Origin of the sequence: Candidatus Pelagibacter sp. Uisw_101 (assembly GCF_047727615.1) — a bacterium.
Taxonomy (GTDB): domain Bacteria; phylum Pseudomonadota; class Alphaproteobacteria; order Pelagibacterales; family Pelagibacteraceae; genus Pelagibacter.
Map to the genome: position 1 here is coordinate 36,965 of NZ_CP159821.1, position 20,392 is coordinate 57,356.

17 protein-coding genes, 1 tRNA gene and 1 pseudogene are annotated in these 20,392 nt (G+C 28.9%); 14 read left to right on the forward strand and 5 right to left on the reverse strand.

Going from position 1 to position 20,392, the window contains the following annotated elements; all coding sequences use genetic code 11:
* Nucleotide 1 precedes the first annotated feature (1 nt).
* Nucleotides 2-877, forward strand: a complete 876-nt coding sequence (locus ABXT48_RS00160) for an NAD-dependent epimerase/dehydratase family protein (protein ID WP_415286499.1) — start codon at nucleotides 2-4, stop codon at nucleotides 875-877.
* On the opposite strand, the gene ABXT48_RS00165 is transcribed toward ABXT48_RS00160, so the two are convergent.
* On the reverse strand, nucleotides 848-1,603 hold the full coding sequence (locus ABXT48_RS00165) for an alpha/beta hydrolase (protein WP_415286500.1): 756 nt from the start codon (nucleotides 1,601-1,603) through the stop codon (nucleotides 848-850). The genes ABXT48_RS00160 and ABXT48_RS00165 overlap by 30 nt on opposite strands.
* A gap of 42 nt (nucleotides 1,604-1,645) precedes the next feature.
* Between ABXT48_RS00165 and ABXT48_RS00170 the strand changes: the two genes are divergently transcribed.
* From ABXT48_RS00170 to ABXT48_RS00215, 10 genes and pseudogenes are all read left to right on the forward strand, one after another.
* Entirely contained in the window at nucleotides 1,646-2,800 is a 1,155-nt protein-coding gene (locus tag ABXT48_RS00170; RefSeq protein ID WP_415286501.1) for a glycosyltransferase family 4 protein, read from the forward strand.
* On the forward strand, nucleotides 2,801-4,717 hold the full coding sequence (gene thrS / locus ABXT48_RS00175) for a threonine--tRNA ligase (protein ID WP_415286502.1): 1,917 nt from the start codon (nucleotides 2,801-2,803) through the stop codon (nucleotides 4,715-4,717).
* Nucleotides 4,718-5,263: a translation initiation factor IF-3 gene (infC, locus tag ABXT48_RS00180; protein ID WP_415286503.1), complete on the forward strand. Its 546-nt coding sequence runs from the start codon at nucleotides 4,718-4,720 to the stop codon at nucleotides 5,261-5,263.
* Nucleotides 5,264-5,316: 53 nt separating this feature from the next.
* A complete protein-coding gene (gene rpmI / locus ABXT48_RS00185) occupies nucleotides 5,317-5,523 on the forward strand; it encodes a 50S ribosomal protein L35 (protein ID WP_006997462.1) in 207 nt (68 codons plus the stop codon).
* 1 nt (nucleotide 5,524) lies between these two features.
* Nucleotides 5,525-5,881 (forward strand): 50S ribosomal protein L20, encoded by a 357-nt coding sequence (rplT, locus tag ABXT48_RS00190; protein WP_168606836.1) that lies wholly within the window; start codon nucleotides 5,525-5,527, stop codon nucleotides 5,879-5,881.
* A 43-nt stretch (nucleotides 5,882-5,924) separates the two neighbouring features.
* Nucleotides 5,925-6,992, forward strand: a complete 1,068-nt coding sequence (gene pheS, locus ABXT48_RS00195; protein ID WP_415286504.1) for a phenylalanine--tRNA ligase subunit alpha — start codon at nucleotides 5,925-5,927, stop codon at nucleotides 6,990-6,992.
* Nucleotides 6,989-9,397 (forward strand): phenylalanine--tRNA ligase subunit beta, encoded by a 2,409-nt coding sequence (pheT, locus tag ABXT48_RS00200; RefSeq protein WP_415286505.1) that lies wholly within the window; start codon nucleotides 6,989-6,991, stop codon nucleotides 9,395-9,397. The genes pheS and pheT overlap by 4 nt, the downstream gene beginning before the upstream one ends.
* 2 nt (nucleotides 9,398-9,399) lie before the next feature.
* Nucleotides 9,400-11,209, forward strand: a pseudogene (gene lepA, locus ABXT48_RS00205) (translation elongation factor 4).
* Complete coding sequence (locus ABXT48_RS00210; protein WP_415302972.1) at nucleotides 11,210-11,911, forward strand: class I SAM-dependent methyltransferase; 702 nt, start codon at nucleotides 11,210-11,212, stop codon at nucleotides 11,909-11,911. It abuts the pseudogene before it with no gap.
* Complete coding sequence (locus ABXT48_RS00215; protein WP_415302973.1) at nucleotides 11,904-12,707, forward strand: glycosyl transferase family 17; 804 nt, start codon at nucleotides 11,904-11,906, stop codon at nucleotides 12,705-12,707. Before ABXT48_RS00210 ends, ABXT48_RS00215 begins: the two co-directional genes overlap by 8 nt.
* Here the strand turns inward: ABXT48_RS00215 and ABXT48_RS00220 are convergent.
* Complete coding sequence (locus ABXT48_RS00220) at nucleotides 12,695-13,501, reverse strand: NAD-dependent epimerase/dehydratase family protein (RefSeq protein WP_415302975.1); 807 nt, start codon at nucleotides 13,499-13,501, stop codon at nucleotides 12,695-12,697. The genes ABXT48_RS00215 and ABXT48_RS00220 overlap by 13 nt on opposite strands.
* 41 nt (nucleotides 13,502-13,542) lie before the next feature.
* On the opposite strand from ABXT48_RS00220, the gene ABXT48_RS00225 reads away from it, so the two are divergent.
* The 3 genes from ABXT48_RS00225 to ABXT48_RS00235 all read left to right on the forward strand — a co-directional run bounded on the left by ABXT48_RS00225 (nucleotide 13,543) and on the right by ABXT48_RS00235 (nucleotide 17,093).
* A tRNA-Ser gene (locus ABXT48_RS00225) sits at nucleotides 13,543-13,632 on the forward strand.
* Between the two features lie 120 nt (nucleotides 13,633-13,752).
* The gene (locus tag ABXT48_RS00230; RefSeq protein ID WP_415286517.1) at nucleotides 13,753-15,810 is read left to right on the forward strand and encodes a DNA gyrase subunit B; all 2,058 of its coding nucleotides are present in this window, start codon (nucleotides 13,753-13,755) and stop codon (nucleotides 15,808-15,810) included.
* Nucleotides 15,811-15,812: 2 nt separating this feature from the next.
* The gene (locus ABXT48_RS00235) at nucleotides 15,813-17,093 is read left to right on the forward strand and encodes an ActS/PrrB/RegB family redox-sensitive histidine kinase (protein WP_415286518.1); all 1,281 of its coding nucleotides are present in this window, start codon (nucleotides 15,813-15,815) and stop codon (nucleotides 17,091-17,093) included.
* Here ABXT48_RS00235 and ABXT48_RS00240 read toward each other — a convergent pair.
* The 3 genes from ABXT48_RS00240 to ABXT48_RS00250 are packed head-to-tail and all read right to left on the reverse strand — an operon-like array spanning nucleotide 17,090 to nucleotide 20,390.
* On the reverse strand, nucleotides 17,090-18,898 hold the full coding sequence (locus tag ABXT48_RS00240; protein ID WP_415286519.1) for a cobaltochelatase CobT-related protein: 1,809 nt from the start codon (nucleotides 18,896-18,898) through the stop codon (nucleotides 17,090-17,092). The two genes, ABXT48_RS00235 and ABXT48_RS00240, sit on opposite strands and share 4 nt — an antisense overlap.
* Nucleotides 18,899-19,873, reverse strand: coding sequence for a cobaltochelatase subunit CobS (gene cobS / locus ABXT48_RS00245; RefSeq protein WP_415286520.1), 975 nt, complete (start codon nucleotides 19,871-19,873; stop codon nucleotides 18,899-18,901).
* Entirely contained in the window at nucleotides 19,863-20,390 is a 528-nt protein-coding gene (locus ABXT48_RS00250; protein ID WP_006997453.1) for a J domain-containing protein, read from the reverse strand. Before ABXT48_RS00250 ends, cobS begins: the two co-directional genes overlap by 11 nt.
* Between the last annotated feature and the right edge of the window lie 2 nt (nucleotides 20,391-20,392).

Here is a 20,392-nt window from a genome sequence, read left to right on the forward strand (position 1 = left end):
AATGAAGGATATAAATATTTTTTGTTTTGGTTTTGGTCAAGTAGCAAAAAACTTTATAAAGAAGCTTAATACTGAGCAATATAATATTAACTTGTCAGCAACTTCTAGGAGTGAATCTTCAAAAAAAATATTCAATGGTATTAATTATAATAGCTACCTATTTAGTAGTGAAAAATTTGATAAAAATTTAGTTATAAAATTAAAAGCAGCAGATCATATTTTAGTTTCTATACCACCAGAAAATCAAGAAGATCTAGTTATAAAAAATTTTTCTAAATTTATAGAAAACTCCAAAGTAAAATGGATAACCTATTTATCGGCCACTAGTATTTATGGGGATCATAAGGGAGAATGGGTTAATGAAAATAGCAAAACAAACCCAACCTCAACTAATGGTATTGCAAGATTAAAAGCTGAAAATGCATGGGTTTCTTTGGAAAAAAATAACAAAATACCAATTCAGATATTCAGGTTATCTGGAATCTATTCTAATGAAAAAAATATTTTAATACGTCTAAAATCAGGAGATGTGAAATTGATCAATAAAAAGAATCATTATTTTTCTAGAATTCATGTGGATGATATTTCAAACATATTATTTAAATCTTTATCAAAATTTAAGTCAGGAGGAATATATAATCTATCTGATGATAAACCTTCCACATCTGAAGATATTACTTTATTTGGAGCAAAAATGTTAAATATTGAAAATATTGAAAAAATTGAAGTTGACCAAATTAAAAGCAAGATGTTGAAAAATTTTTATAATGAGTCTAAAAAAGTTAGCAACAAAAAGATGAAAAGTTATTTTAACTATAATTTGAAATTTCCAAGCTACATTGAAGGACTAAACTATATTAGAGGTAATTTTATCTAGTTCTAAGAGTATTCTCTTTAGGCCCTGTTTGCTTGATAAACTGTGATCACCATTTTTTATTATTACTAATTTTTTATTAGCTTTAGTAAATAGCCTAAGAACTCTTCTGGAATAACTTGTCGGAACAACTTCATCTTTACTTCCGTGAATCATAGTTACTTTGATGCTGGATTTAATTTTTTTATTTAAGATTTTATTTTTTCTACCATCTTTTATTAATTGATAGGTGATTGGATACTCATAATTACCATGTTTTAAATTATAAATTCCTTTCTTTGTAGTTTCGTTCTTCATTTTTTTTGAGAATTTTTTCCACATTAGGTTTTGTAAAAACTCTGGAGCTGAACCAATTCCTAAAAAACCTTTAATTTGATCTTTAAAATATTTAAATTGATTTAAGGAGAGCCATGCACCCATACTTGAGCCAACTAAGATAAATTTATTTTTTTTAACTATTTTTTTAATTACAGTTTCAACTTCTTTTGACCATTGAGTGATATTTCCCTTGGTAAATTTTCCTGAGGACTTTCCATGACCAGAATATTCGAGAGCAAGAAAGCCAAGTTTATTTTTTTTAGCAAATTTTAATATAGTCTGAGGTTTTTCACCTTCAATATTTGACATAAAACCATGTAAAAAAACAATATAGAGTTTATCTTTATATTCTTTACTTAAGTATCTTATTTCCTTGTTATTAAGGACCCTAATGTATTTAAATTTATTCATATGAGTTTATTAGAATTAATTCTTAATATATAGTTCTATCAAATGTCTTCAGAATTAAAAGTATTGCAAGTAATTCCTAAACTTGGATATGGGGGTGCAGAAACAGGCTGTTACGATCTTGCACACTATTTACCAGAAAATAATTGTAGTTCTTATATCGTAACTAGTGGAGGAGAATTATTAAAATTTATTGATAGAAAAAAAGTAAAAGTAATAAAACTTCCCGTCCATAGTAAAAATCCATTTTTAATGCTCTTTAATTCAATAGCTTTGATTTTTATTATTTTACTAAATAATATATCTATTGTCCATGCAAGAAGTCGTGCTCCAGCTTGGTCTTGTTTGTTTGCAACAAAAATTACAAGAAGAAAGTTTGTTACAACCTTTCATGGTACTTATAATTTTAAAAACTCAATTAAAAAATTTTATAATTCAGTAATGGTTAGATCAGATTTAATAATAGCAGGATCAAATTTTATTTTTTCACACATTAATCAAAATTATTCAAAATATTTAGATTTAAAAAAAAGATTCTTAGTAATTTTTAGGGGTATTAATGTCGATTATTTTGATTCATCAACAACTTTAGACAGTGAAGAAAACAGACTTATTTCAGATTGGGAAGTTGATAAAAATAAAAAAATAATCCTAATGCCAGGTCGGTTAACTGCCTGGAAAGGACAGGAGATATTTATTGAAGCATTAAATCTTGTTAATAAAGAATTGGGATATGATTCTTTTAATGCTGTTATTTTGGGTAGCGATCAAGGAAGAGACATTTATACAAAAAAAATTAAAAGATTGGCTGAGCAATATAGGCTAACTAGTCATTTAAAATTTATAGAACATTGTAAAAATATGCCCTTAGCCTACAAAATATCAGACATTGTTGTTTCGGCCTCAGTAGAACCTGAAGCTTTTGGAAGAGTAGCAGTTGAAGCTCAATCAATGGAAAAACCAATAATAGCAAGTGATATTGGGGGATCTAACGAAACTATTAGTGATAATGTGACGGGTTTTTTATTTCAGTCTGGTAATGCAGAAGCTTTGAGTAAAAAAATAGTAGAAGCCCTACAATTAGATGAATCTAGATTGAAATATATTGGTATAGAGGGTAGAAAAAATATAATTAAAAAATTTAATGTTGAAAAAATGTGTTTTTCTACATATTCAGAATACAAAAAATTATTGAATTAAATGCCATTAATAACATTGCCAGATGGAAACACTATTGAATTTCCAAATAAAGTAACAGGACTTGAGGTTGCTGAAAAGATTAGTAAATCTTTATCAAAGCAGGCAACTATTATTAGTGTTAATGAAGAGCTTAAAGATTTAAGTTTTGTTATAGATGAAGACTGCTCAATTAAAATTTTTACTTCAAAAGATAAAGAAGGTTTAGAAACTATCCGTCATGACACGGCCCATATAACTGCAATGGCCGTTCAAGAACTCTTTCCAGGAACACAAGTAACCATTGGTCCAATTATAGAAAATGGATTTTATTATGATTTTTCAAGGAAAGAACCTTTTACAGAGGATGATTTAAATAAAATTGAAAATAAAATGAAAGAAATTGTTGATAGAGACGTTCCAACTACAAGAGTAGTTTGGAAAAGAGATGAGGCCATATCTCATTTCAAGAATAAAGGAGAAATATACAAGGCTGAAATTATTGAAAGTATTCCACAAGGTGAAGATGTTTCTATATATTTTCATGGAGACTGGCATGATTTATGCAAAGGCCCTCATCTGTCTTCAACAGGAAAAATTGGTAAATACTTTAAATTAACAAAGGTATCAGGAGCTTATTGGAGAGGCGACTCAAATAATGAAATGCTACAAAGAATTTATGGAACAAGTTGGGCATCACAAAAAGACTTAGATGAATATTTAAAAAGAATAGAAGAAGCAGAAAAAAGAGACCATAGAAAACTTGGAAAAGAAATGGATTTATTTCACTTTAGGGAAGAAAGTCCAGGATCAGTATTTTGGCACGAAAAAGGTTGGAAGTTATTTCAAAAATTAGTTGCATACATGAGAGCTAGACAAGAAAAAGCTGGATATAAAGAAGTAAACACTCCTGAAATTTTAGATAGATCTCTATGGGAAAAATCTGGCCACTGGGAAAAATATGGAGAACACATGTATACCTCCCAAACACCAGATGACAAAATATTTGCAATCAAACCAATGAATTGTCCGGGTCACGTACAAGTTTTTAATCAAGGTTTAAAAAGTTATCGAGATCTTCCTTTAAGAATTTCAGAATTTGGAAAAGTGCACAGATATGAGCCTTCAGGTGCCTTACATGGACTATTAAGAGTTAGAGCCTTTACTCAAGATGATGCTCATATTTTTTGCACAGAAGATCAAATTACATCAGAGTGTTTGATTGTTACAAATTTGATTTTAGATATTTATAAAGATCTTGGATTTGAAGATGTAATATTAAAATATTCAGATAGACCAGATTTAAGAGTTGGTGATGATAATGTTTGGGACAAGGCTGAAAAAGCTTTGTTAGATGCAGTTAAAGCTTCAAAGCTTGAATACACAATTAATAAAGGAGAGGGAGCATTCTATGGTCCAAAAATTGAATTTGTTTTAAGAGATGCTATTGGTAGAGATTGGCAATGTGGAACTTTACAGGTAGATCTTAATTTACCAGGAAGACTAGATGCTTCTTTTGTTGATAAAGATGGAACTAAAAAAATTCCAGTAATGCTTCACAGGGCGTTATTTGGATCATTAGAAAGATTTATTGGAATTCTTATAGAAAACTATGCAGGTAAATTTCCATTTTGGATAGCTCCCTTACAAACTGTCGTAATTCCAATTTCAGAAGAGTTTGATTCTTATGCAAAAGAAGTAAATGAAAAGATTAATAATGTAGGCATAAGCTCTGAAGTAGATTTAAAAAACCATAATTTGAATTATAAAATTAGAGAACATTCTTTATCTAAAATACCACTTTTATTAATTTGTGGTAAAAAAGAAGTTGACAGTAACTCAGTAACGATTAGAAGATTAGATACTAACAAACAAGAAAATATGGAATTAAACTTATTTTTAAAAAAATTCTCAGCTTTAAATAAAGCACCTTCAAACTAAGTGGCAGATTTTAAAGGAAATTACTTTCAAAGAAGAACAAAAGACAGAGGACCTAAGTCCAATAATAGGATTACTGCGCCAGAAGTTCAGGTTATTGGAAGTGATGGTGATAACATAGGAATATTAAATACTAATGAAGCTATATCAATGGCCAAAGAACAAGGTTTAGATTTAATTGAGATAGCCCCAAATGCAAAACCACCTGTATGTAAAATTATTGATATGGGTAAATTTAAATATGATGCTCAAAAAAAAGCAAATGTTGCTAAAAAGAAACAAAAAATTGTTTTATTAAAAGAAATTAAAATGAGACCAGTTACAGAAACGCATGATTATGATTTTAAGGTTAAAAATGCTAAAAAATTTATTGGAAAAGGTGACAAGGTAAAATTTACAATAAGATTTAAGGGTAGAGAACTACAGCACTCACACTTAGGCAGAGAATTAATGGATAAAATAAAAACTGACATGCAAGATATTGGCAAAGTCGAATTGAACCCAAAGTTTGATGGGAAGCAAATGATCATGGTTATTCAGCCTTTATAAGGCTTAATAGAGGTTGTAAATCCATTCCAATATTTGTATAAGTCCGCAGAATTATGCCAAAATTAAAAACTAAAAGTTCAGCAAAGAAACGCTTTAAGATCTCAGCTACAGGGAAAGTTATGATGGCTCAAGCTGGAAAGAGACATGGCATGATAAAAAGAACAAATTCACAAATTAGAAAATTAAGAGGCACGACTGCTATGTCAAAACAAGATGGCAAAATAGTTAAATCATACATGCCTTACAGTTTAAGAGGATAAAATGGCTAGAGTAAAAAGAGGCGTAACAAGTCACGCTAAACATAAAAAAGTTTTAAAAGCTGTCAAAGGTCAATGGGGCAGAAGAAAAAATACTATAAGAGTTGCAAAGCAGGCCATGGAAAAAGCTATGCAATATGCTTATAGAGACCGTAGAACTAAAAAAAGAGAATTCAAATCTTTATGGATACAAAGGATCAATGCAGGTGTTAGATCTGAAGGATTAACTTATTCAAAATTTATTAATGGCTTAACTAAATGTGGAATTAAGTTAGATAGAAAAATACTAGCTGAAATAGCATACGATAGCCCAGAAGCCTTTAAAACGATCGTTCAAAAAGCTCAATCGGCACTAAATTAATCTTCACTATTGTTTTTCTTCGGCGAAGAAATAATCTCTCAATATGTCTGATATTAAAAAAATAAAAGATGAATTTCTTTTAAAGTTAAAAGAGAATTTAGATTTAAATCAAGTTAATCAAATTAAAACAGAACTATTTGGTAAAACTGGGTTAATCAGCTCACAATTTAAACAGCTTGGAAAATTAGCAGAAGAAGAAAGAAAAAAATTTGCATCAAATTTAAACTTAGTCAAAAATGAACTTGAAAATTTGATTACTATAAAAATTAACGATATTGAAACAAAAGAGATTAACAAAAAGTTAGAAAAAGAAAAAATAGATATAACTTTACCAGAAAGACCTTTTGTTCAGGGAAAAATTCATCCTGTATCTCAAGTCATAGATGAAATTTCTTCAATTTTTTCAGAAATTGGTTTTAGTGTAGAAGAAGGACCAGATGTTGAAAATGAATATAATAATTTTACTGCATTAAATACGCCTGATAACCATCCCGCAAGAGATATGCATGATACTTTTTATTTAGATGATGCAAAAGAACTATTATTAAGAACACATACTTCTCCAGTTCAAATTAGAACAATGCTTAATGATAAACCACCTTTTAAAATAATAGCGCCAGGTAGAACATATAGATCTGACAGCGATCAAACCCATACACCAATGTTTCATCAAGTTGAAGGTCTACATATCGATAAAAATATTAATATGGGGCACTTAAAAGGATGCTTAAACTATTTTATTAAAGAGTTTTTTGAAGTTGATAAAATTAAAATGAGATTTAGACCTAGTCATTTCCCATTTACAGAGCCATCTGCAGAAGTTGATATTGGTTATGAAATAAAAGATGGAAAAATAGTAATCGGGGAAGGTGATAAATGGCTAGAAGTTTTAGGCTGTGGAATGGTTCATCCCAATGTTTTAAAAAATGTTAAAGTAAATCCTGATGAATTCCAAGGTTATGCATTTGGAATAGGAATAGATAGGCTCGCAATGTTAAAATATGGCATTAATGATTTAAGAGCTTTTTTTGATTGTGACTATAGATGGCTAAATCATTTTGGATTTGATCCAATAGATGTCCCAACAAACTATAGGGGCTTAAGCCGATGAAGATTACAACAGCATGGCTTAAAGATCATTTAGATACCAAATTTAATGAAAATCAAATCATCGATAAACTTACAGATATTGGTTTAGAAGTAGAGGGTGTTGATAGTCAATCAGGAGAGCTTGATGAATTTGTAGTTGCCAAAATTTTGAAGGCTGAAAAGCATCCTGATGCAGATAGGCTTAGAGTATGTGATGTTGATATAGGTTCAGGCGAACCAGTAAAAGTTGTTTGTGGAGCTCCAAATGCTAAAGAAGGTTTGTTAACAATTTATGCTCCTCCTGGTGCTGTAGTACCAAAAAGCCAAATGAAATTGGTGGTAAGTAAAATAAGAGGTGTAACCTCATATGGAATGCTTTGTTCAGAATCTGAACTTAATCTATCAAACGAAAGTGATGGCATAACAGAGCTTTTACCAGAAAAATATAATAAAAAAGTAGGAGAAAATTATTTTCCAAAAAAAAATTTAAATGTAATTGATATTTCCATTACACCAAATAGAGCAGATTGCTTAGGTGTAAGAGGGATAGCAAGAGATTTAGCTGCTGCAGGTGCGGGAATATTAATAAATCAAAAAGAAAAAAAACTTGATAAAAAAAATAAACAAACAATTAGTGTAAAAATTGAAAATGAAAAAAATCAAGCATGTATATCCTTTGGTAGTTGTTTAATTAAAGGGATAAAAAATACTGAAAGTCCAGAGTGGCTAAAAGACAAAATAATTTCTCTAGGCCAAAAACCTATTTCGGCAATAGTTGATATTACAAATTATGTAATGTTTGACTTAAATAGACCACTTCACGTATATGATGTTGATAAAATAGACAAAGGAATGGTTATAAGAAATTCTAAAAAAGGTGAAACATTTGAAGCATTAGATAATAAGGAGTATAAATTAGAGGATGAGATGTGTGTCATATCAGATTCGTCAGGTGTATTAGGTCTTGGTGGTATAATAGGAGGCACAAGAACTGGAACTGAGCTGGATACAAAAAATGTATTAATTGAGTCTGCTTACTTTAGCCCACGATCAATCAGAAAATCATCTAAAATCTTAAATATAGACACAGATGCAAAATTTAGATTTGAAAGAGGTATTGACCCATTATCAATTGATCAAGGGCTTGAAAGAGCAGCTAACCTAATACAAGAAATATGCGGTGGTGAAGTTAGTGAATTTGATATTCAAAAAATTGAAGATGTTAAAAAAAAATCATTAAAATTTGATCCTTCTTTGTTTGAAAAAATTACCGGATTTAATATCGATATAAAAGAAATGATCACAATCTTAGATAACCTAGGATTTGAAATTAAAGAAAACAAGGGATTGCTAGATGTCGTTATACCATCTTGGAGACCAGATATTTCACAAGAAGTTGATGTGGTAGAAGAACTTGTAAGAATTAAGGGTTATGATCAAATTAAAACTATTGAACCTGAAAAAGTTAGAAAAAAACAAACATTAAATTTAAAACAAAAGTTATTTCATTTTTTACAAAGATCTATTGCTTCTAAGGGTTATTTTGAGGCTATCACATGGTCTTTTACTGATAGTAAAATTAATCAGCTATTCATTGAAAATAACAAAGAAATTAAAATAATTAATCCTATAAATTCTGATTTGAACGTTTTGCGAAGTTCAATTTTTTCTAATTTGATTGTCCATTTGAATAAGAATTTAGGAAGAGGATTTAAAGATTTGTCATTTTTTGAAATAGGCCCAACTTTTTTAGGATCTGAGCCAGGTGAGCAACAAACTGTAGCTACTGGATTAAGATCGGGAAAATTGGCTAGGCAGAGCTGGTTGGAAAAAGAAAGACCAGTAGATGTGTTTGATGTTAAAAGTGATGTCATCAAAAGTTTAGTTGAAGCAGGTTACAATAAAGACAAGCTTTATATTGATGATGGAACGCCAAGCTATTATCATCCTGGAAAATCAGGAAGAATATTTCTTAACAAAGGTAAAGAAAAAGTAGTTGCTTTTTTTGGTGACATTCACCCAGGTATATTAAAAAAATTAGACATTAAGGTTGAAGCATTAGTAGGGTTTGAAATATTTTTAGATAATTTAAAACAACCAAAAAAATCATTAAAAGATCAAAAAACCCAGTATAAATATTCAGATTTTCAAAAATCGGAAAGAGATTTTGCTTTTGTTTTAGATAAAACTTTTAAAGTTCAAGAATTAATGGAAACCATCTCTAATGTAGACAAAGAATTAATAAAATCTGTCAAGGTATTTGATGTTTATGAAGGAATCAATATTCCTGAAGGTAAAAAATCAATTGCATTAAATGTAATTATTCAATCTTTAGAGAAAACATTGACCGAAGATGATTTAAAAAAAATTAATCAACTTATTATTTCTGCTGTTGAGTCCAAAACTGGTGCTAAGATTAGATCATAATCATGACAAAAATTGATCATATCAGAAACTTTGCAATCATTGCGCATATTGATCACGGCAAATCAACAATCGCAGATAGGATAATTCATAGTTGTGGTGGACTAACCGAAAGAGAAATGAAGGCACAAGTTCTAGAACTCAATGGATATTGAGAGAGAAAGAGGAATAACTATTAAAGCTCAAACTGTTAAACTTAATTATAAAGCAAAAGATGGAAAAGAATACATTCTAAATATTATTGATACTCCTGGGCACGTAGATTTTAGCTATGAAGTTAGTAGATCTCTGTATGCATGTGAAGGATCTATTTTAATTGTTGATAGTACCCAAGGAGTGGAGGCTCAAACATTGGCCAATGTTTATCAAGCTTTAGACACCAAACATGAAATAGTACCTGTACTAAATAAAGTTGACTTACCAGCATCAGACCTAGAAAAAACAAAACAAGAAATAGAAGAAGTTATAGGTATTGATACTGAAAATGCCATACCTTGCTCTGGAAAAACAGGTGAGGGTATAGAAGATATTCTAGAACAAATTATTGTGTCACTGCCAGCTCCAGAAGGAGAAAAAGATGCTGATTTAAAATGCTTATTAGTTGACAGTTGGTATGACACTTATTTAGGGGTGGTTATTTTAGTTAGAGTTATTAACGGAAAAATTTCAAAAAACATGAAGATCAAAATGATGTCTACCAACCAAGAATATATAATTGAAAAAGTAGGCGTATTTACTCCAAAAGCAACAGATGTTAATGAATTAAATGCAGGAGAAATTGGTTTTATAACTACAGGAATAAAAATTTTATCAGAAACAAAAGTGGGTGATACTATTTGCGATGCAACCAAACCACATCAAGAAGCACTTCCTGGATTTAAACCAAGTAAACCAGTTGTATTTTGTGGATTGTTTCCTGTTGACAGCTCTGAATACCAAAAATTAAAAGATGGTCTAGGCAAACTTCAATTAAATGATGCTAGCTTTTCATATGAGGCAGAATCTTCATCTGCGTTAGGTCTTGGCTTTAGATGTGGTTTTTTAGGTCTCTTGCATTTAGAAATTATAACTGAAAGATTAGAAAGAGAATTTGATATAAATTTATTAACCACAACACCTGGAGTAGTTTATAAAGTTCACATGAACAAAGGGGAAATAATAGAGTTACAAAATCCTTCAAGTTTACCAGAACCTACTTTAATTAAATTTATTGAAGAGCCTTGGATTAAAGCAACGATTATTACACCAGATCAATATCTAGGAGCAATTATAAAAGTTTGTCAGGATAAAAGAGGAGTACAAACAAATTTAAGTTATTCAGGTAATAGAGCGGTTTTAAATTATGAAATCCCTCTAAACGAAGTTGTTTTTGATTTTAATGATAGACTTAAATCAATGACTAGTGGTTATGCAAGTTTTGATTATGAAATTATAGGTCATAGAGAGGGAGACTTAGTAAAATTAGGAATACTTGTTAATGCTGAGCCAGTAGATGCTCTATCAATGATGGTTCATAAAGATTTTGCTCAAACAGTTGGAAGAGAAGTTTGTGAAAAATTAAGAGATTTAATTCCACGACACAATTTTATGATTCCAGTTCAGGCAGCAATTGGAGGAAAGATTATAGCAAGAGAAACTATTAAAGGTTTTAAAAAAGATGTTTTAACAAAAATTCATGGTGGCGGTGCTAGAGACAGAAAAAGAAAACTATTAGATAAGCAGAAAAAAGGAAAAGCTAGAGGCAAACAATTTGGAAAAGTTGAGATACCTCAAGAAGCATTTATAGGCGTATTAAAAATAAGTAAGGAAAAATAAATGAAATATATCAGGGAAAAATTAAGGAAATTAAAATATAAAATAAAATTTCTTGGAAAAAAAAAGAATATGAGTTTTTCATACTTATCAAACTCAAAAAATAATAAGCAACTAACTGACTTAATGAATTTATTTGGTAGTGACAAAGGTGGCAGAAATAATCATCATAATTTTGCAAGCTATTATTCTGAAATTTTCTTTCATAAAAGAAATAATATAAAAAATTTTTTAGAAATTGGCTTAGGAACAAATGACACAAGTGTATTAAGTAACATGGGTTCAAATGGAATACCTCTTGCTTCATTAAGAGCTTGGAGAGATTATTTTAAAAATGCAAATATATATGGAGCAGATATTGATAAAAATATTCTTAAAAATGAAGATAGGATAGAAACATTTTATGTAGATCAAACAGACCCAATCACAATAAAAGAAATGTTTAAAAATATAGGTGAAAAAAAATTTGATATTATTTTAGAAGATGGCTTGCATGAATATAATGCAAATATTTGCTTTTTTGAAAATGCTATTGAGTATCTTGAGCCCAACGGAACATATATAATAGAAGATGTATATTATAAAGATCAAGATAAATTTATTAAATATTTTGAAAATAAAAAATATAATTTTTCAATTATAGATATTTTTCATGAAAAAAATATTGCAAATAACTGTCTTATCATAATTAAAATTAATGAGTAAAATTTTTGACTGTATAACATTTTTTGATGAAAATTTTTTGGTAAATGCTAGATTTGAGATATTAAAAGATGTTGTTGATTACTTTATAATTTGTGAATCTAATTATGATCATAAAGGAGATAAAAAAAAAATTAATTTTAATTTAATAAACCAGAGTTTTAAAAAAAAAGTTAGACATATTGTTATAGAAGATAAATTCCCTAATCCCACGGATAGATGGAGCTCAGAAAAATTTCAACGTGAAAAATTACTAGAGGGTATTATTGATGCTTCAGATGATGATTATATTTTATTCTCTGACTCAGATGAAATTCCTAATCCTCAAAGATTAGAAAATTTTTTTTTAGAGAAAAAATATGGTGTTTTTATGCAAAAAATTTATGTCTACAAGTTAAATATTTATAATCAGTATGAATCGCCATGGGAAGGCTCTAGGATTTGTAGAAAAAAAAATCTAAAAAGCTTTACCGAACTAAGAAAAAAAATTCTAATTAAGAATTTAAAAAAACCTTTTTGGAAAATTGGAACTGAGAAGAGTATACAAAAAATAGAAAACGGTGGTTGGCATTTTAATAATCTTTACTCAATTGATATTATTTCTAAAAAACTAAAAGCTTCGGCACATAGTGAATTTAGTTCTAATAAATATTCAGATATTAGGATAATCAAACAAAAAATGTATAACTTAGAGGATCTTTACAATAGAGGGCATGTATATAAAAAAATTAAAATTGACAACACATTTCCAGATTATTTTCTCAATAATGCTAATGCGATCAAAGATTATATTTTATGACAGTAATTTAATAAATCTTTTTTAGTTATCTTTAATTTAATTTTTTTTAAAAGCTTATTGTTATTTAAATAAAAATCATCTTTACTTTTTATGTTACTTATTTTGAATTTAGTTGGAGTTAAGTTTTTATTTAAAGCTTTGAGAACCTCACTTATATAGACTTTTTTACCCAATGATACATTATAAGTTCCAATCAAATTTAATTTTAATATTTTATAAAAAATATCCTTAAACTGAATGATAGATAAAAAATCTTTAAAATTATTTTCATAATAGATATTTTCATTTATTTGATGCTTAAATTTAAAATAATTATCAATAAAGGTATTTGAAATTTTTCTATTAATTTTTGTATTTAATTTTTTACCTATTAAATTCGATATTCGCAAAATTAAATATTTATTTTTAATAATTTTCTTTATCTTCTTTTCAGAGATATATTTATTTAGTGCATAGTTATCTCTAGGTTTTATAGTACTTGTTTCTAATAAATTAGCTTTTGGTAAATATACTTTCCTCGTACTCAAAAATATAAAGTTACAATTTAAATTTTTAATTTTTTCTACTATCTGAAAATCTAAATCATTTTTTTTTTTATATTTACAATCACGATAATCTTTAGTTATTGAGCAATTACAAATATATGTAAATGAGTTTAAATATTTTTTACTTAGTTTTGTAAAACTTTCGTAAGAAATTCTTTTTATTAAAATTTTTGTTTTTAAAAAATTGTATAAATTAGAGCCTATAAAACTATATTTACCTATTATTAATAATTTAATTTTTTTCGACATAAATCAATCATATGGTATTCTTTTGATACAAGCTATATATTGGAGAGGTGGCCGAGTGGTTTAAGGCGCACGCTTGGAAAGTGTGTGTACTGTTAAAGGTACCCAGGGTTCGAATCCCTGTCTCTCCTCCAAAATTTAAATAAACATTAAAATCAATGCTAATTAAGCAATATCTTGTATGTTAATGAAATTAATTTACCTCTTTTTTTTTAAAAAAATGTTATAATTATTTAACTTCCATTTATTAAAATATGAAAAATCTTTCCACATACCAGGCTGACTCCATCAAAGTTCTAAAAGGTCTTGAAGCAGTTAGAAAAAGACCTGGCATGTATATCGGTGATACAGATGACGGAACTGGTTTGCATCATATGGTTTATGAGGTTGTTGATAACTCAATAGATGAAGCTTTAGCAGGACACTGTAAAAATATAGATGTTAAAATAAACTCCGATGGAACTATTACTGTTAGAGATGATGGTAGAGGAATACCCGTTGATATGCATAAGGGTGAAAAAATGTCTGCTGCAGAAGTTATTATGACTCAGCTTCATGCTGGAGGAAAATTTGATCACGACTCATACAAAGTATCGGGCGGATTACATGGTGTCGGAGTTTCAGTTGTAAATGCATTATCAGAAAAATTAAAGTTAGAAATAGATAGAGATGGAAACACATATTTTATGGAATTTAAAGATGGAGCCTCAAAAGCTCCTCTTAAAGTTATAGGAAAATCAAAAGAGACCGGAACACAAATAACATTTTTACCATCAAAAGAAATATTCTCTTCAATAAAATTTACCCCAAATATAATTATTAAAAGAATGCGTGAACTTGCATTTTTGAATAAAGGAATAAAGATAACAGTTAATGACTTAAATCAAAAAAAAGAAAAAATAATTGTATTTAAGTTTGATGGGGGGGTTTTAGAATTCGTTGATTTTTTAGATGAAAAAAGAGAAAAACTTGTAAACAAAACAGGAAATGATTTATTTAAGAAGCCAATTTATATAGAGGGAAAAAAAGATAATATAGAAATTGAGTGTTCTTTGAAGTGGAATGCAAGCTATGGAGAAGACATCTACCCATATACGAATAATATTTATCAAAAAGATGGTGGTACTCATTTACTAGGATTTAGGAGTGCACTTACTAGAGTAATTAATAAATATGCCACAGAACATAATTTATTAAAAAAAAACAAATTAACTATTTCAGGAGACGATATTAAAGAAGGTCTAACGTGTGTAATTTCAGCAAAGATACCTGATCCTAAATTTTCTTCTCAAACAAAAGATAAGCTTGTTTCATCAGAAGTTAGAATGATTGTAGAAAGCATTGTTAGTGAAAAACTTTCAATATGGTTTGATCAAAACCCAACTTTATCAAAGATTATTTTAGCTAAAGTAATGCAGGCAGCTCTAGCAAGAGATGTTGCTAGAAAAGCTAGAGAAAATGTTAGACGTAAAGGTGCTTTAGAATTAAGCGGATTACCTGGAAAACTAGCAGATTGTCAAATAGGCAAACAAGAAGGAACAGAATTATTTATTGTTGAGGGAGATTCTGCTGGTGGTTCTGCTAAACAGGGAAGAAATAGGTCAAATCAAGCCGTTTTACCCCTTAGAGGTAAAATTCTTAATACTTATGTGGAAGAGATTGTTCTTAAAAAAAATAGCAATAGAGATGGTAGCGAACATAGAACAAAATCTTTAGCAAAAATGATGTCATCTAATGAGGTTGTGACCTTAATTAATGCACTTGGTCTTGATCCAAAAGTTGAGGATATTGATTTGAAAGATTTAAGATATGGAAAAATTATCATCATGACTGATGCCGATGTTGATGGTTCTCATATACGAGCATTATTGCTAACATTCTTTAACAACAAACCATTTAATAAACTAATTGAAAATGGACATGTTTATCTTGCGCAGCCGCCTTTATTTAAAATCAATAAGGGAACAAAAGGCATTTATATAAAAGATGAAAAAGAGTTGGAAGATTATATTTTAAAGAATAACAAAGAATTGCAAAAAATTAAAAAAGGAACAAAAGAATTTACTAGGGCTTATGAAGATGAAAAATCTAGAATGAGTATTCAAAGGTTTAAGGGATTAGGAGAAATGAACCCAGAAGAACTATGGAATACCACGTTGGACCCTGAAACAAGAAATTTATTACAAGTTCAATACTCAAAAGATATAAAAAAAGATCAAGATTTAATACACACATTAATGGGTAATGATGTTGCATTGAGAAAAGATTTTATCGTTTCAAATGCAATTAATGTTCAAAATCTAGATATTTAATAATGAAGTTTTTCGAAACTTCAAAATATTTTTCATTAAAAAAATCGACTTACATCAACCTAAAGTGGATTGCTATTATTGGTCAACTTATAACAATTAATCTTATTTATTTTGTATTTGATTTTAAATTTAATTTAATTTTAGAAAATTCAATAATTTTAATTGGAGTGCTAAGTAATCTTTATTTAATCTATATTAATAAGCACACTCAGCTAATAGATAAAACTGCATTTCTTTTTTTATTTATTGATATTCTGCAACTGAGTTGTTTGATTTACTTAACAGGTGGAATTATAAATCCTTTTTCAATTTTTTTGATTATTCCAGCTATATTTTCATCATCTAATTTAAGTTTTAAAAGTAATTTATTGTTAGTTAGTTTCACAGTTTTAATGATTATTTTTCTTACCTTTTTTAATCAACCTTTACCCTATCCAGTTAGTGAACATTTTCATGTCGACAGTTATTATTATTATTCAATTCCAATAGCATTAATTATTGCTTTAATTTTTTTAAATTATTTTGCTTTAACGTTTGGATCGGAATCTAGAATAAGGAAAGAGGCACTAAATAAAATGGAAGAAATTATGTCCAAAGAACATGAGTTATTATCGTTAGGTGGACAGGCTGCTGCTGCTGCACATTCATTAGGTACACCGTTTTCAACAATGAAGATTATTTCTACTGATTTACTAGAGCAATTTAAAGATAATGAAGATATTAAAAAAGATATTGAGCTATTAGCCAGTCAATTAGAGAGATGTAGTGAGATTTTAAAAAAATTAACATTAAACCCAGTTATTGAAGATGATTTTATTGATGGTGATTTAACAATGGCAGACTATGTGGGTGAAATAGTCAAATCATTCCAACAAACAAGCAAGAAAGAATTTATTGTTAATTATGATCAAAATTCAAATCCACTAAATATAACTAAATCAATAGAAATTGTTTATGGTCTAAGAAATTTTATTGGTAATGCAAATAAGTTTTCTGAAAATAAAATTTTTATTAATATAAAAAGTGATAGTGATTTAACAGAAGTTATGATTGAAGATGACGGAGAGGGATATCCAAAAGATGTTTTGAGTAAAATTGGTGAGCCTTATATAAAATCTGTTAAGTCTTCAATAAAATCAAAATCTGGATTAGGTCTTGGAATTTTTATAGGCAAAACTCTACTTGAAAAGAATTATGCAAATATTTTATGTAGAAATTCCCAAACAAGAGGTGGGGCTGAAGTAAGTATTAAATGGAAAAATGAAGACTTGTTAAAGCTTTAGTGTAGTTTCTTTTTATTTTCAAATAAGCCACTCAGTTGAGAAACCATCACATCTCCAAGCTCATGCACATCTGTTATCTTAATAGCCTTATCATAATATCGAGAAACATCATGTCCAATACCGATGGCTAAAATTTCAACATCACTCTTAGTTTCTATAAATTTAACCATCTTCTTTAAATGTTTTTCTAAAAAATCTCCCGAATTAACTGATAAAGTTGAGTCATCAACTGGGGCACCATCTGAAATGACCATGAGTATTTTTCTTTCTTCTTTTCTTTTTTTAATTCTGTTGTAGGCCCACAAAATAGCTTCCCCATCAATATTTTCTTTTAACAAGCCTTCTTTAAGCATTAAACCTATATTGTTTTTAGCCTGTCTCCACTGCGTGTCAGCGCCTTTATAAATTATATGTCTTAAATCATTTAATCTTCCAGGATTTCTTGGCTTATCACTTTTAGTCCAAGCTTCTCTGCTTTTACCACCTTTCCAATTTTTTGTGGTAAAGCCTAAAACCTCTACTTTTACTGAGCATCTTTCTAAGGTTCTAGATAATATATCTGCACAAAGTGCTGCAATTGTTATTGGCCGACCTCTCATGGAACCAGAATTGTCTATTAATAGAGTTACGATTGTGTCTTTAAAATCAAGATCTTTTTCTTTCATAAAAGATAAAGAATTATAAGGATCCATAATTATTCTAGTTAATTTTGAGCTGTCTAGTAAACCTTCTTCTAAATCAAATTCCCATGCTCTATTTTGTTTTGCGAGTAGTTGCCTTTGTAGCTTGTTAGCAAGCTTAGTAATTAAATCTTGAAATCCCACAAGTTGCTGGTCCAAATTTTTTCTTAACTTTTGAGTTTCTTTTATGTCTTCTAATATTTCAGCTTTTGCAATTTCATCAAATTCTGTGGTGAATACCTTATAATCTTGATCAATATTATTTATATTTGTCTTTTGTAAAACATTTTCTGTACTCTCTTTTAAAGAATCTGAATCCTCTAATTGTTCTTCCATCTGCTGATCGCTAAGATCAAAACCAGCATCTAAACTAGTCTGACTATCATCTTGTTTGCTTTCTTCCTCTTTGTCATCAGACTGACCGTCATTATCGTTCTCAGATTTATTGTCTTGCTCATTTTCTTGTTCATCATTTTCTTCATTATTCTCCTCATTATTTGAAGCAAATACATCCATATTCTCCAAAATTTCTGAAAATTTCAAACTATAATTATTTTGGTCCTCCAAATTTTTACTTAAAAAATAAAAATGTTTATCAATTGATTCGTCAAATTCTTTTTTCCAAAAACCTAACATTCTTTCAGACACATCGTTGAGCTTTAATTTAAAGAATTTATTTAGCATATATAGTTCAAAAGCTTCAGTCACAGGAACGTCTTCTTTATTTTTTAATTGCTCTTTATGATTGGAGAGTATTTTTTGACTATAGTTTTCACTTAAATTTTTCCCAACTCCTTTGAGCATTTTGCCACCGAGAAGTTCATACCTAATTTTTTCAGCAATATTATATAAAGATTTACAAGAAGGATTATTAGGTAGGTTTTTGTTAAATATTTCTTTATTAGAAAATTTTTTCTTTAAGGCACCTGAATCAGTTTCTGCTCTTAGTCTAACAAAATCATTTTTATTTGATAAATTGGTTATATCAAAAAAATCAGTTTTCTTATTACTTAAATTTTTGTCTAATTTTTTAATATCCAATTTGTAATCTTCAGAAATTACTTTAGCGGTAGAAATTAAAGCTTGTTTAAATTGCTCTTTAAAATTATCTTCTTTTGAGCTCATTTAGATCTGAATATTAACCATCGACTCTGGCAACTCTTCCCCAAAACATCTCTGATAATATTCAGCTATTGTATTTTTCTCTATATCGTCACACTTGTTTAAAAAAGTAACTCGAAAAGCGTAGCCTGTGTCTTTAAAAATTTCAGCATTTTCAGCCCAATGAAGTACAGTTCTTGGGCTCATTACCGTTGATATATCTCCTGCTATAAAGCCTTTTCTAGTCAAAGATGCAACTTTAATCATATTAGATACTTTTTCTTTACCTTTTGGATTGTTTAAATTTTTATTTTTGGCAAGAACGATTTCCATTTCTCTATCTAGACTAAGATAGTTTAAAGATGTTACAATATTCCATCTATCCATTTGTCCTTGGTTTATTTGTTGGGTACCATGGTACAATCCTGTTGTATCTCCTAAACCAACTGTATTTGAAGTTGCAAATAATCTAAAAAATTTATTTTGTTTAATAACTTTATTTTTGTCTAAAAGAGTAAAATTCCCTTCAGCCTCTAATACCCTTTGAATAACAAACATCACGTCTGGTCTTCCCGCATCATACTCATCAAAAACAAGCGCAACAGGGTTTTGAATAGACCAAGGTAAAATACCTTCTTTAAACTCTGTAATTTGTTTGCCATCTTTTACAACAATTGCATCTTTTCCAATAAGATCAATCCTACTTACATGACTGTCTAAGTTTACTCTAATACAGGGCCAGTTTAATCTAGCTGCGATTTGTTCAATGTGTGTAGACTTTCCCGTACCATGATAACCCTGAACCAAGACACGTTTATTAAACGCAAAGCCTGATATGATAGCAAGAGTAGTGTCTCTATCAAATTTATAATTTTTATCTATTTCAGGAACGTATTCGCTTTTTTTAGAGAAAGCATCAACCTCCATATCTGAGTCAATTCCAAAACTTTGTTTTAAAGACATTTTAATGTCTGGCTGTATGTTTAAATTAGGTGTCAATTTTTTCCTTATAAGTATTTTTTAGCTGAGTATAAGCTAAAGTAATTAATTTAAGTTTTTCTTCATATTCTTTATTTCCCAAATTAATATCAGGGTGAAATTTTTTGACAAGAGTTTTGAATTGATCTTGTATTTGCTCCCATTTTTGGCCAACTGAAACGCCCAGAATACTAAAAGCTTTAATATCATTAGCATCAAATTTGAATTGATTCATATGATTATATTCACCTCTAAGTTTAGTCTTATCAAACTCATCTTTTAAAGTATTGTTCCATAGAACTTTAAAAAAGTTATCTGAAGAGCTAAAGCTCTGAGTTGGTTTGTGCCAAGTCATATCTGACTTTAAAAAATCAAATACTTGCTCATCATCCATTCCCTTAAAATAATTCCAATTTTTATTAAATTCCTTAACATGAGCTAAGCAAAGAAGTCTGTAGCGTTTGCTATTATCTTTCTCAATTGGCGCCTTATATTCACCAGTATCAAAGCAATTATTCCAATCACAAATATTTTTCATGC